This is a genomic window from Rothia sp. HMSC067H10, assembly GCF_001810635.1.
Classification (GTDB): Bacteria; Actinomycetota; Actinomycetes; order Actinomycetales; family Micrococcaceae; genus Rothia; species Rothia dentocariosa.
On record NZ_KV802288.1, the window covers coordinates 89,197 to 104,215 of the forward strand.

A 15,019-nucleotide genomic window follows, 5' to 3' on the forward strand; every position below is an offset into this window, starting at 1 on the left:
TTGTGTTCTATGACTGTTGTTTATGCTTATAGATACGTGACAGTACCAAAATTCATATTCTACATTTTATAAGTACGTTTTATATATATTCCGTATAGAACACGGTAGAGTTTTGGGGAAGTTTTAAGAAGTACTCCCGCTGCTCCAAAGACTCGATTGGTGCGAAGCGCTGTGAGCGCTTGTGCATAGGTGAAACCTTTACGGCATTCACGTAGTATCTCTCGCGCACCGTCACCGCCGACCACTAATGCTTGCTGGGCGTTGTTAAGAAACGCAAGAACTCGCGCGACGGTTAGGGCTTTTTGCGCATCGGGCTCGCTGCGGCGCTCTCCGAGAGCTTCCTCAAAATATGCGATAAGGCGGTGTGTTTCTTCTACCGGGGTGATGCGACTCCACGTCAGACTGTCTGGAGTTACGGAGTAGTTGTAAAGAGGATCGTCTATCACTGATACGCTCTGTGCCGCCAAGTAGCACTTGAGGAGAGCACATTCATCTTCGGCGCGCTCAATATCGGGGTAACGAACATCGTTGAAAAGAGAACGGCGAATGATTTTATCCCAAGCGTAGGGGGAAAGTTCATCTTGCAGAAGCTCGTAAGCTGCTTGTTCACCGGTGCGTATACCCGGTGCACCCTTGAGTCGTTTAGTCTTGTGCCCCCGCGTATCTACCATGTTATGAGCACAATTCACCACGTCTGCCCCGGTAAGCTCAGCCTGCTGATGTAACCGTTCCAAAAAGGTAGGTTCGAGGGCATCATCAGAATCGGGGAAAACTACCCATTCACCCCGTGCATGTTCGAGCCCCTGATTACGCATAGCAGAGAGGCCTTTGTTTTCGGGGTTGTTGAAGATGTGGATGCGGGTGTCGGGGTTTTTCTTGTGGTAGTCGGTGATGATGTCGACGGAGTCATCGGGGGATCCGTCGATCATGATGAGCAGTTCAAAGTTGGGGTCTGTTTGGTTTCGGACGGATTGTATGGCGTTGATGACGGTGTTGGCGGTGTTGTAGACCGGCATGATGATGCTGGTACGAGGGGTACGCATAAAATTTTTCCTGGATCGATATAGGGTTAAAGGCCGTAGTTACGTTTGACATAAGCACCGTAGAGCACGCGGTATAGCTTTGGCGAGAGCTTCAAAAGAGCACCCGCAGCACCCATGAGCGGGCGTGAACGCAGAGTCGCAAAAACCTGACCCCACGAAAGCTGTTTCCGGCATGCGGCGATAACGCCGGGTGCATCCGAACCGCCGGCAAGAAGTGCCTGCTGCGCATTATTGAGGAAGGTGACGCTTGTAGATGCGGCAAAAGCGTTTTTGCCTCGCGGGGTTTTCAGTAAATCTCCGGCGACGCGGCGCATATAGTCAGTGTGGCGAATACTCTCTTCAACGGGTGTGATGCGCCCCCAGGTCAGCCCGCCCTGTTCCATCCTGTAGGTGTAGAGGTGATCGGTGATGCCAACCAGGCGCTTCGCCTTCATGCAGCAGGCGAAGACGACGAGGGCATCTTCGGCGCGATGAATGTCTTCGGCGAACCGCACCCCGTCAAATAGCTGGGCACGGAAGATTTTATCGCACATGAACCCGGTGTAGCGGTCTTCCAAAAACTCAATGGCAATATCTTCGCCTTCGTGCACTCCGGGGGTAACTTTTGCCCGGTGCACTTCGGTACCGTCGCTGTGTCTGATGGTATGCCCGCATACGGCGATGTCGGCATCGTGAGTGCGCGCCGCCTCGTGAAGTTTTTCGAGGAATTCGGGGTGGTATTCGTCGTCTGAGTCGATGAAGGTGATCCATTCGCCGCGGGCGGCGTTGAGACCTTGGTTGCGTACGGCGGAGACGCCTTTGTTTTCGGGGTTGTTGAAGATGTGGATGCGGGTGTCGGGGTTTTTCTTGTGGTAGTCGGTGATGATGTCGACGGAGTCATCGGGGGATCCGTCGATCATGATGAGCAGTTCAAAGTTGGGGTCTGTTTGGTTTCGGACGGATTGTATGGCGTTGATGACGGTGTTGGCGGTGTTGTAGACCGGCATGATGATGCTGGTACGAGGGGTACGCATAGGATCTCCGTCTTTGTAGGGTAGTCTGCTACTCATGCTACCGCGAGTATAAGAGTTTACCTATCGGAAGCATGTTTAAGACGGATAAAGCTCCCGCAGGCTCCCTTTAGGCGCGGGGAATCTGCGGGAACTTATATCTTGAGAAAGCTCATGGTCTAAAATCTCGGATAGATTTTAGATGCCTTCCTGGTGTGCAATCTTCTCTAGCAGCGGCAGAATGCCGGGGCGTTTTTTTACCGGTTTTGGAGGGAGCACCTATTACCTGCGTTGTGACGCGGAATGTGAGGTGCTCTCAGCTGCGTGCGAGGTTCGTTCTATGCGCCAGTTTAACCACAACCTGATGATGGTTAGCGCCAGCGCAGCCCAGGCGCTCGCCTGCTCATAGCTGAGCAGGCCGTACACCTGCAGAAGAGTGGCTACCGCAAGAATGATCGCGTTGAGATGCTTAAACCAATTGAACCGCTGAACTGCTCGGTGTTTTTGCTGGCGCGGTTTTTGTGTGCGTGTCATATCGTCCTTTCTGCTGGTTGAGATGCGGCTGCGGGCGGCAGGTTCTATCTAGAGGGGTATGCTGTGGGACCTTGTGACAGCATACCCGAAACGAAAGAGAAAGTCATGCGTTTTGATTGAATTATTAATGCAAAATACGATGAAAACCCTGGAATTTCGGGCAGAATGCATGACTTTGTAATATTTATGACCCGAAAAATAAATCAGTCTGCTAGACTGGTGGCATGGCTATCGGTGACTACATCAAATACAAGACAGGACTCTCCCAGCGGGCGCTCGCCGCCGAACTCGGTATGAACCCCAACGCTATTCAGCGGCGATTCTCGGGTGCTGGAGTGATGGATGTAGAAACCCTCGTCAAAATAGCCGACCGCTTCGGGCTTGACCTGCTCGACCTCATGGTTGAAAGCGGGCTTATCACCACCGCACGCGCTAAATCTCTGCGGGTGGGCGGGTCTATTCGCGATGTTTCCAACGAAGACTTAATGGGCGAGGTGCTGCGCCGCATGACGGCGGTGCAAACTCGGGAACAGTCGGTGCGTGCCGCGGTACCCCCCGCCACCCCCGTGGAGGTGCCTGCCGCCGCATCCGCTCAAGCTGGGCGAGCAGTCGCGGGTGCCGCGAGCGGTGCATCCGGCGAAGGGGAGCGCAAATACACGGCAGAGGACTACGCCCTGGCTGCAAAGCGCGGCGAAATCTACGACAGTGAGGAGGGATTCTTTGGTGCCTAGCTACGATCCCTACACTCATGCACATACGCTCGGGGTCGATATCGTCTGGGGAACGCCCGGGCATGGGATGCTCGGTCGCTACGACCATGCCAGCCGCACCATTACCCTGCGCGAAGGAATGCGCACCCGGCAAGAACGCTCCGTACTTGCCCATGAACTCGTGCACGCCGTGCGCGGAGACGAGCACGACGCCTGGGATGCATCCTATAGCGCCCGCCGCGAACGCAGCTGCGACCTGCTGGCCGCAGAAAATCTGATCGACCCGGAGGATCTGCGCCGCGCCGCCGCCTTCTACCCGGATAACCTGCCCGCGCTTGCCTATGAGCTTGACGTGACCGAGGAGCTTTTAGTGATTTACTTGGATGCGCATCCGCTTACCGTGGCGCAGGCGTAATTTGGACGAGGGCTCGTTGTCGCCAGAAGCCGCGTTATTTTGGGTATTCGGGTGTGCGAAATTTCGGGAGCATTTTCTTCATCTGGGAGCACTTAAGCCGCTCCCGCATGAAGAAAATGCTCCCGCTTTACGGGCGAGTATATTGCTGCCAGCGCCCATTCTTTGTGTGAAAGGTGCACGTCTATATCTTCTATAGCAGATAGCTGTTACTATTAAGCTATCTGCTACAGAAAGGATAATCCTATGAAAGCCCTCAATATCACGCAGTACACCGGCATCGACGGGTTGCAGTACCAGGACGTTCCCGAACCCACCCCAGGCCCCGGGCAGGTTACCATTCGTGCAGAATACGCGGGAGTCGGGTATGTCGATGCGCTTCTCGCCGAAGGCATGGCGGAGCTTCCGCTTCCCTGGGCGCCGGGCATCGAAGCCGCGGGGCGCATCCATGCCCTCGGTGAAGGAGTAACCGGCCTGCGAGTGGGAGACAAGGTTGCTGCTCCGCTGACTCTGTTGGGTTCAGGAGGCGGCTTCGGCCAAATCTGCCTGGCGCAGGCAAACCTTGTGGCACCCCTGCCTGCGGGCATGAACCCGGCGTTGGCGGCGGTCGTTCCTGCTAATACCCCTACAGCCCTTGCAGCGCTCGAACGCACGGCGCGTCTGCAGCCCGGCGAACACGTGCTGGTGCAGGCCGCTATGGGCGGTCTGGGCACTCAATTCGGGCAGGTCGCCAAGCTCATGGGTGCCGGAAAGGTGGTCGGCATTGTCAGCACCGAAGAAAAACGCCAGCTCGCCCTCGACCTCGGCTACGACGAGGTGTGGCTGCGCAATGAACTTGCGGATAAGAGCGGGCGGCAATTCGACGTGATTATCGACCCGGTTTCTGGACGCGACCGCCCCGAACTCCTTAAACTTCTGCGTTTTGAGGGGCGGCTGATCGTGGTGGGCAACGCCGCTCAAGACGGTGATCAGACGGTGGGCACCAATACCTTCTGGTTCGACGGCATCAGCATGATGGGCTTCAACATCGGGCTGCTCTCCAATGCCTACCCCGATATCGCTACTGCCTATCTGCGCCGCGCTTTGGCGTTGGTTGCATCCGGCGAGGTGACGGTGCCTATTCAGGAAGAAGTCGATATTCGCGACGGTGCCCAGGCTTTAGAGCGGCTTCGCGCCGGTAAAACTATCGGAAAGTTCGTCTTCAGGCACGAACCATACGGGGAATAAGACCAAACGGGAGGATAGATAAAAATTCCGGGGGCGATGGTTATGGCTTTGAAGAATGCACTTCCAAGGCAAACCATCGCTCCCGGAACTGTGTTCATGACACGCGCTCGGAATAAAGGCCCTCATTGCATGCAGCTTTCCGGCTAAAAACATGACAGACACCGGAATACATGCAAACACCATAAATACGGGTTTAATGCCTCAAAAACAACGCGAAAAGCCTCAAATATTGCTTAGAGCAGAAGCATATGTGATTTATCTCCGCAATAAAAATATTTTCCTGCCGGATTTCCCTAAAATGGAAGCCTGCACCGGTGTACAGGGTATAAGCTAGGAAGAGATTACACACAACGCCGTATAAAACACAGACAGAACGTCACAGAGAAGTGATACAAACTTCGGAGGCATACCTTGTCAGTGAATGACAACGCTATGAAACGCTGGTCTGGCGATGATGCGTGGATTGAACAGTATTACCAGAACAGCCCCGTTGAAGACCGAGAAGTCTTCTCAACGGAAGAACTAGAAGAGTTAGCGCGAGCGCACCGTGCGCTCGCTGAGACGCGCGAACCCAATACCCCTGCGGTCACCGTGCATAACGACGGATACTCCACCACGCTGCTCGTCGTCACCGACGATATGGGGTACCTCGTCAGTTCCCTCACCGCTGAAATCGCCTCAGACTTCGGCGGCGTCTACTCGCTCTTCCACCCCATCTTTATCGTGGATCGCGACCCCAACGGAAAACTTCTCTCGGCACGCGGCGCTGGTCGCGCCAGTAACCTCGCCAGCGGCGATACCGCAACCTACGGGCTGCCTGTGCTCTCAGCGAAGGACGGCAAGCTCACGGCGCATCCCATGATCGAGTCTTGGATCGCGATTCGCCTCACCCGCAAGCTCAACGGCGAAGACAGCGACCGCCTGCGCGTTACCGCCCTGAAAATCCTCGACGATATTAAAGCCTGCGAAACCGATGCCGAAGCCATGGCCGAGCGCGTGAACACTATCGCCGAATCCCTGGATGCGCTGCGCGGCATAACCCTCGGCGAAGGCGAAGAATCTTTCACCGCGCATCCCGGCGGTAACGAACCTTCCTCACGTATTGAAATCGCACAGGACTTTTTGCGCTGGCTCGCCCGCGGTAACTTCCTCTTTATGGGTATCAAAGAGCGTCTGCTCGATGGCTCTTCAGGGGTTCTCGAACTGGCAGACCGCCCTCACTCGGCGTTGGGTATCCTGCGGTCCACCGAAGGGCAGAACCGCATCCGGCTGGAAAACGATACCCTCGCCCGCGCGCTCAGGCCGCGCCCACTCTACATTACGAAGGCGAACACCCGCTCCACCATTCAGAGCACCGACTACCTCGACTACATTGGGGTGCGCCGCTTCAACGCGAGCGGGCGCGTGGTCGGCGAATACGTGATTCTGGGGCTGTTTACCCGCCAGGCATACTCTCTGCCAGCCATAGAAACCCCGCTCATTCGCGAACGCATCGCCATGGTGCGCCGTCGCCTGGGATTCCACCCCGGCTCTTACTCCGATAAGATGCTCATCGGCTTCATCGAAGACTACCCGCGCCTTGAACTCATGCACGCCACGGTGAATACACTCACCGAAACTTTCCGCGGCATTATGGGTCTGGAGGAACGGCGCAAGACCCGTCTCTTCCTGCGCCCCGACCAGTTCGCACGGTTTATCTCTGCGGTGGTGTATCTGCCGCGCGATCGGTACAACACCTCTGTGCGCACCCGCATCCAGCAGGTATTCCGCGAAGAATTTGATTTAACCGCCATCGACTACCAGATTTACCTCTCGGCATCGTCGTTGGCGCGTGTGTTTTTCCGCATCCGGCTCGCCGACCCGAACGTCGTTCCGGATGTTGATGTAAGCGCCCTTGAGAAGCGCCTGCAAGCCGCTACCCGCTCCTGGGGAGAGGCTACCGCCGCCGCGCTTGAGGGCTGGAAACCCGGTGCAGAAGGACGCCGGCTCGCCTCCGCTTGGGCGGAAGCCGCGCCAGCAACCTACCGCGCCGACTATGAAGTAGAAAACGCGATCGAGGATATTGTGATTTTTGAATCTCTCTCGGGCGATACCCAAAGGCCCGCCGCTATCAAAGTCGAGACCGGCGACTTAGCTACCACCCGTCTGAAGACCTACCTGTCAGCACCGCATACCCTCACCGAGCTGCTCCCGGTGATGCAGAATATGGGACTGGTCGTCGTTGACCAAAGGCCCTACGAGTTCGCACCCGAAGATGGGCAGGACTACGGATACCTGTACGACTTTGGTGTGCAGTTCCCCGAAGGTGTAGACCCGCACGCTGTCGCAACGCTCTACGAGGATGCGCTCAACGCCTACCTGTTGGGAGAACGCGACTCCGACACCCTGGACCGGCTTATCTTAGCCGATGGGCTCACCTGGAAAGAAGTCCGCTTATTCCGAGCCTTCAACCACTACCTGATTCAGCTGGGCTTGGGCTACACGCCTTCGTTCATGTCAAATACGTTGATGGCGTACCCGCAGATCGCGAAGCTTTACGTCCAGTTCTTCCACACTAGCTTCGACCCGAACAATGGGCTCACCGATGAGCAGCGCGAAGCTCAACGCGAAGAAATCCTGGAGCAGATTCGCGAAGAACTCAACAAGATTCCAACCCTGGACGCTGATCGCTACCTGCGCTCGCTCCTGAAAATTCTCAAGGCTATTCTGCGCACCAACGCATACTTGGGTCGAGAAGCGCTTGCGTTCAAGATTGCGCCCGAGCAGATCGATTTTGCGCCTCTTCCGCACCCCAAGTTCGAGATTTTCGTATACTCCCCGCGTGTGGAAGGTGTGCACCTGCGCTTTGGCAATGTGGCGCGTGGCGGTCTGCGCTGGTCCGACCGCCGCGACGACTTCCGCACCGAGGTTTTGGGCCTGGTCAAGGCGCAGATGGTCAAGAATGCCGTTATTATTCCGACCGGTGCCAAGGGTGGTTTCTATCCCAAGCAGCTGCCCGATCCCGCCGTGGACCGCGACGCCTGGATTACCGAGGGTCGCGAATCCTACAAGGTCTTTATCCGCTCCCTGCTGGATGTGACCGATAACCTCTCCGTTGCTACCGACGGCACCGAAACCGTAGTACGCCCTGAGGGCGTGATCGCCCGCGACGGTGACGACTACTACCTGGTGGTTGCCGCCGATAAGGGGACTGCCGCATTCTCGGATACTGCAAACGCGATTAGCGCCGAGTATGGATTCTGGCTGGGCGATGCGTTCGCATCCGGCGGCTCGGTTGGCTACGACCACAAGGCGATGGGCATTACCGCCCGCGGCGCGTGGGAGTCCGTCAAACGTCACTTTGCCGAACTCGGTCACGACTGCCAGAGCGAGGAATTCACCGCCGTGGGTATTGGCGATATGTCCGGCGACGTCTTCGGCAACGGCCTGATGCGCTCCGAGAAAACCCGCCTGGTCGCCGCCTTCGACCACCGCGATATTTTCCTGGATCCAAACCCGGATCCCGCCGTCTCCTTCGAGGAGCGCGTGCGCCTGTACAAGCTGCCGCGTTCTTCGTGGCAGGACTACAACCGCGAGCTGATTTCTGAGGGCGGCGGCGTGTATTCGCGCGGGTTGAAGTCCATTAAGATCACCCCGCAGGTGCGCGAGGTGCTGGGTCTTGAGGACGATGTTACCGAGCTGGCACCCTCCGAGCTGCTTTCCGCGATTCTGAGGGCTCCGGTTGATCTGCTCTACAACGGCGGTATTGGTACTTACGTGAAGGCATCTACCGAAACGAACGCGCAGGTGGGCGATAAGGCAAACGACGCCCTGCGCGTGAACGGCAACGAGCTGCGCGCCAAGATCGTGGGCGAGGGCGGCAACCTCGGCTTCACCCAGCTGGGCCGTGTGGAGGCTGCACGCAACGGGGTCATCATCAATACCGACGCCATTGACAACTCCGCAGGTGTGGAAACCAGTGACCGCGAGGTGAATATCAAGATTCTGGTGGACCGCCTAGTGGCACGCGGCGAGCTTTCGCCGGATGAGCGGGCATCGTTCATCGAATCCCTGCGGGACGAAGTCGGCGCCAAGGTGCTTGAAACCAACGTTGAGCAGAATGTTCTGCTACAGGGTGAATTCAACTACGGCACGTTGGGCATCGATGTCTACAAGCGTCTGATGCGTGACCTCGAAAAGCACGCCGGTCTGAACCGCACCGTCGAGTTCCTGCCCACGGATAAGGAACTGCAGGCACGGTTTGACACCACCGGCGAGATGCTGACCCGCCCTGAGCTTTCCGTGCTGGCCGCCTACGTGAAGATTTACCTCACACACGCTCTGGAAGAGACTGACTTCGCAGACGATCCCTACCTGGAGGGCCTGCTGCGCGAATACTTCCCGGCACCTCTGGTGGAGCGTTTTGGTGAGTACCTGAATTCGCACCCGCTGCGCAAGGAGATTATCTGCACCCGCGTTGCCAACGAGATGGTGAACCTGGGCGGCATCACCTTCGCTTACCGCGCGGTCGAAGAAACCAGCGTTGGGGTGGATGCGGTCGCCCGCGCCTTCATCGTTGCCCGCGAGCTCTTCGAGCTGGGTAAGGCCGCGAAGCTGCACCGCGAATTGCCCGCACACACCGCCCTGGATGCATGGAACACCGTGCTGCACGATGATCAGCGTGTTCTTGACCGCGTGGTGCGTTGGTTTATCGCCGAGCGCGGCGTGGTTGCGGGCAACCCGCTCAGCTCCCTGCTGGAACGCTTTGGCGATGTGGTGGAGCTTCGCAAGAACCTGCCCGCATACCTCTCGGATGTTTCCCGCGCACGGGTTCGTTCCAAGCGCGATACTGGCGAGGCTTGGGGTCTTCCCGAAGAACTCATCGTCATCTGGATTCGCGGCTTCGAGGGTTACGCCCTCCTGGATGTTATTCGCTCTGCACGCGATAACGACTTCAAGGCGGTTGAGCTGGCACCGATTTACTTCGCAACCTACGACCGCTTCAAGGTTGATGAGCTGCTCGGCCTCATCAGCGAGCTGCCCCGTAACGACCGTTGGGAGACCCTCTCTCGCCAGGCCCTGCGCGGCAGCCTCTATGAGACCGCCGCAGAGCTTGCAACGTCGGTGGCTGAGGAAGACGCAGGCCACGCTCCAAGCAACCCCGAGGGGGCTTTGCAGGCGTTGGATTCCTGGATTAAGAACCACCCGACTCGTGTGGGCAATATCGACCGCATCTTTGAAGAGGTTCGCAATGCCGAGCCCGACAGCGCATCGCACCCGCGCCTAGCCGTGATCTCGGTGGCGCTGCGAACCCTGTCGAGCGCGTCCTAAATCTCTTCTTGAGAGATAACAAAAGCTGTTCCCTCTCTGCCCGCGTGTGGGTGGGGCAGGGAACAGCTTTTTGTTGTCGTGTCGCGGTGTGACGCTGATTAAAATGAAGAATATTTTTTAGCCGATATTCCGCTATTTATCAGGGATTTTTAAGTATTTCAGCGCATGGCGCGTGAGATATTTTTGTGCACATCTGACGGTAAACCCCGCAAACTTGGTTCGGTACCGCTATACTCAAGTAGTAGTGAAACCTTGTGATGCACGTATGCGGCTTCCCCTGCCTTAAAAAAGCGGGGAATATGTGGCATAAATCCCAGTTGCGGGCTGCGTGTCAAAAATAGTTTACACGTATACAATACAAGGGGTTGAAATCCCAGAAAACCGATCACCTAGTTACTCAGCGCAGTTTTCCCTGCGCGTATCCCATCCCTGCCCTTAAACCACAGGTACAGGGGCAATATACATATAGGCATTAGGTGAGAATAGCGCTGAAAGAAGTTCCCGTCTTGTCTTCCCACCATGCAGACATCCCGAAAAACCGCTGGAGTTGGAGACTCCTCTACAATTTTCTTCTCTATGTATCTCCCGTTGCACTCCTAACAGTCGCATTCCCGTTCGTAACCCCCATTCTCAGCAAGAACTATGTGGGGTCGGTGCCGCTCATCCAGATTATTCTGGCGGCATCCATCGTGGTTCCCTGGCTAAGCCAGGCGGTATGCATGCCTATTTACCGCGCCCTCGAATCCGAACATCTGAAAGTTGAGGATGCGCGCCGCGAAGTTCAGGAAGAAGCGGCAATTCTCAAACGGGATCACAAATCCAAAGAGGCGCAAGAACTTCTTGCTACTCTCGATACCGACCCGAAATATCAGCATATTAGCGAGCTGAGGGCATTTAGCCGCCATTGGGGCTACCTCTATCTGGTGGGCCTGCCCATCGCGTTCCTTTTCGCCATTCCCGTGGTGCTCGTACTGCACTGGGATATGGTGGCGCTGGTATCCTTCCTCTTTTTGAGTATGCTGAACGTTGCCTATGCGCAGCTGCTTATTGTGCCGAACGTGGCGAAAAACCTTCCGCTGTGGTTCTTCGCATGGTTGGGCTACACGATTGTTCTGCTGACGTTGCCGACCTTGTGGTTCCTGCCTCCGCTGGTAGGGTCGGCCATTCTGTTCAGCGGTATTGGGCGTGAAATTAAGCAGCTGTTCCACTTCAGCCGCCTTCCGCTAGGTGCCGCCTACCGCGACGTTATTCGCGGCCTGCTGACCGGTTCTATCCTCTGGGCTGATAAATACGTGCTCTTCTTGGTGACGAACGGCAAGATCGACGTTATCGCCATCTACATGAGCCTGGTTCCCTGCGTGATCGCCTACAACTACTTCTTCGTGGTTGAATCTAACCGCGTGAACGGCTCTATTCAGCGTCTGTGGACCCTCTTCAATAAACTTCCCTTCAATGAAATTGAGCCGGAGGCGCACGCTGTAGTGCGTATTTCTCACGCCTCCGTGCGCAACACGTTGATTGTCTCAGTTATCTGCTCGGTCATTACGGGCATTCTGATGTATATCTTCGTACCGAACACCTTCCCGTTCGCCTATGCGGGGCTGACGGTGGCATGGTTGTTCCTGGCGATGGCGCTCTTCATCTATCAGCTGGAATACATGACCATGTTTAAGACTGTGCACATTATCGGTGCGGTACACCTGCTGATCGTCACTGTCGCCTTTTCAATCATCCCGAACGATGGCGGTTATCTGCCTATCATTATCGGCGAAGCAATTCTCGCCCTCGTCACATGGATACTCTACCGTCGTGCCTGGGCTAATCCCGAATACTCACTCTTCTGGCGTCGTGCCCTAGCCTGGTAGATGAGAGGTCATATACATTGATAAACACCGCAATGCGTAACCACTATGCCCCGCTGCAATTGCCCGCGCCGGGACCCCGAACACCCGACCCTGATTATCCTGAGGTCGATGTTGCGCTGGTGATGGAATCGACCTACCCCTACCTTAAGGGCGGGGTTTCCGCAGTGGTTCACGATATTATCGTGGAAAACCCGAGCATCAGCTTCGGAATTATTCATATTTCTTGGGATAGTAAACAGGAACTTAAAGACCTGTATGGTATGCCCGAAAACGTCAAATGGGTGAAGGTGATCTACCTGAGCCTGGAGGAGCATAAGGAAGAATTCGCCCAAGAATGTAACCCGAAAAACCTCAAGATGAATCGTCGCCAACGCAAGAAACTGGTGGCGAGACTTATGAGCGCTTTCGATGCTCTTATACACGGCGATGTAAACCCGCTCTGGTCGTTCTACGATGAAGGAATTAACCCCCGCACCCGCACCTACTCACTCTTCGCCCTCACCGGCACCCGCGAGTTTATGGAGGCAGTCGGTAACTGGGGCTTCCTCGCACAGGTTCCGTTCGGCGAACTCTTCTGGGAGATCCGTAACTTCGTCTCTATCGTGTACGCCCTGCTGCATGAGCGCCTGCCCTATGCCCGCGTGTACCATGCCCACACCACCGGCTACGCCTCACTTTTGGGCGCTGCGGGTGCGCGCGATTACGGCACCAGCTTCCTGCTGACCGAACACAACCTGTATGTGCGCGATACTATCAACACCAAGCTGGAACGCAATATGGCCAAGCCCGTCACCACGGATTACGCCTTCCTGAAGGAGCCGCGCGATAAACCCGAGCTGGGTCCCGTCACGCTCGAAGAGACCGCGTGGTGCGTCTGGTTCCTGGAAATGGGACGTTTCTGCTATCCCAGCGCCGATATGGTGACCTATCTGTACCCCAAGGCGATTGAGGAGGCGCGCGGTATCGGTGCGCCCATCGACCAGTACAACGAGGGTGAAGAAGACCGCGCGGTCGTGCTGCCGAACGGTATGCTTATCGAGAGCGTGTATCCGGCGTATGTGGGGCGTCAGACTGCCCGGGCGCGCATCCTAGCGGAGGGGCGCGGGCATATGTGGCGTTTTGTGTTTATTGCGCGTGTGGTGCCCATTAAGGGGCTCACAGACCTCGTGAAGTCGCTTGCGCTGCTGCGTGATGCCGGGCTCGACAACTTCCACCTGGATGTGCTCGGGCCGAAGAACCACATGCCGGAATACTATGAGTTGTGCGTGCGCACGATCGAAGAGCTCAATATGGGCGACTTCATTACCTTCCACGGCACCGTGAAGGTGCGCGAAATGCTGGACCGCTTCGATGTTCTGCTCATGCCCAGCTACAACGAAGGTCAGCCCATTGTGGCGCTGGAAGCGATGGCAGCATCCATTCCGCTGGTGAGTACCGACGTGGGCGGTATGTCGCAGCTGATCGATGATGTGCTGGTCACCTCGGATGGCAGTGAAATAGGTAACTGCGGTATTCTAACCATTCCGGGCGATATCGAAGGCTTCACGCAGGCGCTTCGCACCATGATGGAGGAGCCCAGCATCTACGAGCGTTACTGCGTTAACGCTTACAACCGAGTTGTAAAGTTCTTCCAACTTCGCCTGGTTATGGACCGTTATGACCAGATATACCGTAAGCTAGGTAAAATACCTCAGCGAGTTACGGAGCAGATTGAAGAATGAGCGATAATTCTCTACGAGCCGGCACTCCCGGAAAATTTGGTGCCTGGATTCGGTACGGCGGCGACCCTATATCGGAAGAGCAGCTGGCCTTTGCGGCGCAGAACTACGCGGTAGCTATTCTGCAGCCCTGGGAGCTGGATGCGGCACGCTACCTCAAAGAGCAGTCACCTAATATGGTGGTGCTCGCCTATAAGTGCCTTTCTTCCAGTCGTGCCTATGAACCCGGCCCCATCTACTCTTCGGGCGTCTCTTATAAATATGCGCAAGATCTTCTGAACACAACCGGTAAGGATTTGTTCGCCCGCCGCCTAGACGGCTCTTTGATCGAGTGGTCGGGCTATTGGCAGCACTACCAGATGGCGGTGTGGAGCGCAGACTACCGCTGGCAGTGGGTGCACTCCGTGGTGGAAGAACTTCGTAACTCGCCCTTTGACGGGGTGATGGCTGATAACGACGTAGAGAATGATTATTACGGACTAAACCTGCCGATTCAGGGCGTTGAAAGCATCACCACGATTCGGCAGCATCTCGATTTCTTGATCTCCTTCGCCGGTATTGAGCTGAATAAGATCGGCAAAATCCTGGTGCCTAATATTGCCGAATCGCGCCTGCGCTGGGGCAAATGGGAAAGCCACAGTGCCTACGGCGGCGGGTTCGAGGAAGTGTGGCTCGGCTGGGGCGCACAAGAATTCCTCAGCGGCGCCTACGCCACCATGCAGGGAAACCATATTGGGCGCGGCGCCGAAGGCCTGGTAACGCTGAATGCGGTGCAGGACCGCTCGGGCGATGCCTACGGCGCTGTGAATACCCAGCAGTCCCTTCCTAAGGTTACGATTTTGCGCACCCCGCACGGGTACTCGACGTCGCCGATTAGCGGCACGGATGAGAATCTGCTGTATGGTCTGGCTGGGTTCTGGGTTTTTGGAGGCGGTCGCTTTACCGGTATCAATGCAACTCAGCACGATGCCTATGACGGTACTCCGAACGCGCCCGAGCTGTCCTTTGACTTGGGGGCTGCATCCGGTGAGATTGAGGCTCAGGACAGTGTGCAGACCCGTGCTTTCACGCACGGCTGGGCGGCTCTGAATACGAGTGACCGCACCACGATGGTGCGGGTTCCGCAGGATCAAGGGCTCGTAGATGCGCAAAACAACGCGGCACCGGCCACCCTCACCCTAGAAGGCCATCGCGGGGTTATTTACCGTAAG

At 56.4% G+C, this 15,019-nt stretch carries 10 protein-coding genes; 7 read left to right on the top strand and 3 right to left on the bottom strand.

Features of this window, described 5'->3' with window-relative positions; genetic code table 11:
* Positions 1-59: 59 nt before the first annotated feature.
* From HMPREF2756_RS02915 to HMPREF2756_RS02925, 3 genes are all read right to left on the bottom strand, one after another.
* Complete coding sequence (locus HMPREF2756_RS02915; RefSeq protein WP_070618108.1) at positions 60-1,043, bottom strand: glycosyltransferase family 2 protein; 984 nt, start codon at positions 1,041-1,043, stop codon at positions 60-62.
* A 26-nt stretch (positions 1,044-1,069) separates the two neighbouring features.
* Entirely contained in the window at positions 1,070-2,056 is a 987-nt protein-coding gene (locus HMPREF2756_RS02920) for a glycosyltransferase family 2 protein (RefSeq protein WP_070618111.1), read from the bottom strand.
* 258 nt (positions 2,057-2,314) lie between these two features.
* Complete coding sequence (locus tag HMPREF2756_RS02925; protein WP_070618114.1) at positions 2,315-2,566, bottom strand: hypothetical protein; 252 nt, start codon at positions 2,564-2,566, stop codon at positions 2,315-2,317.
* Positions 2,567-2,790: 224 nt separating this feature from the next.
* Here HMPREF2756_RS02925 and HMPREF2756_RS02930 point away from each other — a divergent pair, with 224 nt between their 5' ends.
* From HMPREF2756_RS02930 to HMPREF2756_RS02960, 7 genes are all read left to right on the top strand, one after another.
* Complete coding sequence (locus HMPREF2756_RS02930) at positions 2,791-3,297, top strand: helix-turn-helix domain-containing protein (protein WP_070618116.1); 507 nt, start codon at positions 2,791-2,793, stop codon at positions 3,295-3,297.
* Positions 3,290-3,691, top strand: a complete 402-nt coding sequence (locus HMPREF2756_RS02935; RefSeq protein WP_048755387.1) for an ImmA/IrrE family metallo-endopeptidase — start codon at positions 3,290-3,292, stop codon at positions 3,689-3,691. Before HMPREF2756_RS02930 ends, HMPREF2756_RS02935 begins: the two co-directional genes overlap by 8 nt.
* 243 nt (positions 3,692-3,934) lie before the next feature.
* Complete coding sequence (locus HMPREF2756_RS02940; protein WP_070618119.1) at positions 3,935-4,915, top strand: quinone oxidoreductase family protein; 981 nt, start codon at positions 3,935-3,937, stop codon at positions 4,913-4,915.
* Between the two features lie 432 nt (positions 4,916-5,347).
* On the top strand, positions 5,348-10,225 hold the full coding sequence (locus tag HMPREF2756_RS02945) for an NAD-glutamate dehydrogenase (protein ID WP_246825813.1): 4,878 nt from the start codon (positions 5,348-5,350) through the stop codon (positions 10,223-10,225).
* 506 nt (positions 10,226-10,731) lie between these two features.
* The gene (locus tag HMPREF2756_RS02950) at positions 10,732-12,090 is read left to right on the top strand and encodes a hypothetical protein (RefSeq protein ID WP_246825814.1); all 1,359 of its coding nucleotides are present in this window, start codon (positions 10,732-10,734) and stop codon (positions 12,088-12,090) included.
* A gap of 32 nt (positions 12,091-12,122) precedes the next feature.
* Positions 12,123-13,811: a GT4 family glycosyltransferase PelF gene (gene pelF / locus HMPREF2756_RS02955; RefSeq protein ID WP_048779562.1), complete on the top strand. Its 1,689-nt coding sequence runs from the start codon at positions 12,123-12,125 to the stop codon at positions 13,809-13,811.
* A partial coding sequence (locus tag HMPREF2756_RS02960; protein ID WP_070618128.1) for a putative glycoside hydrolase occupies positions 13,808-15,019 on the top strand: 1,212 nt, incomplete at its 3' end. The genes pelF and HMPREF2756_RS02960, both read left to right, overlap by 4 nt.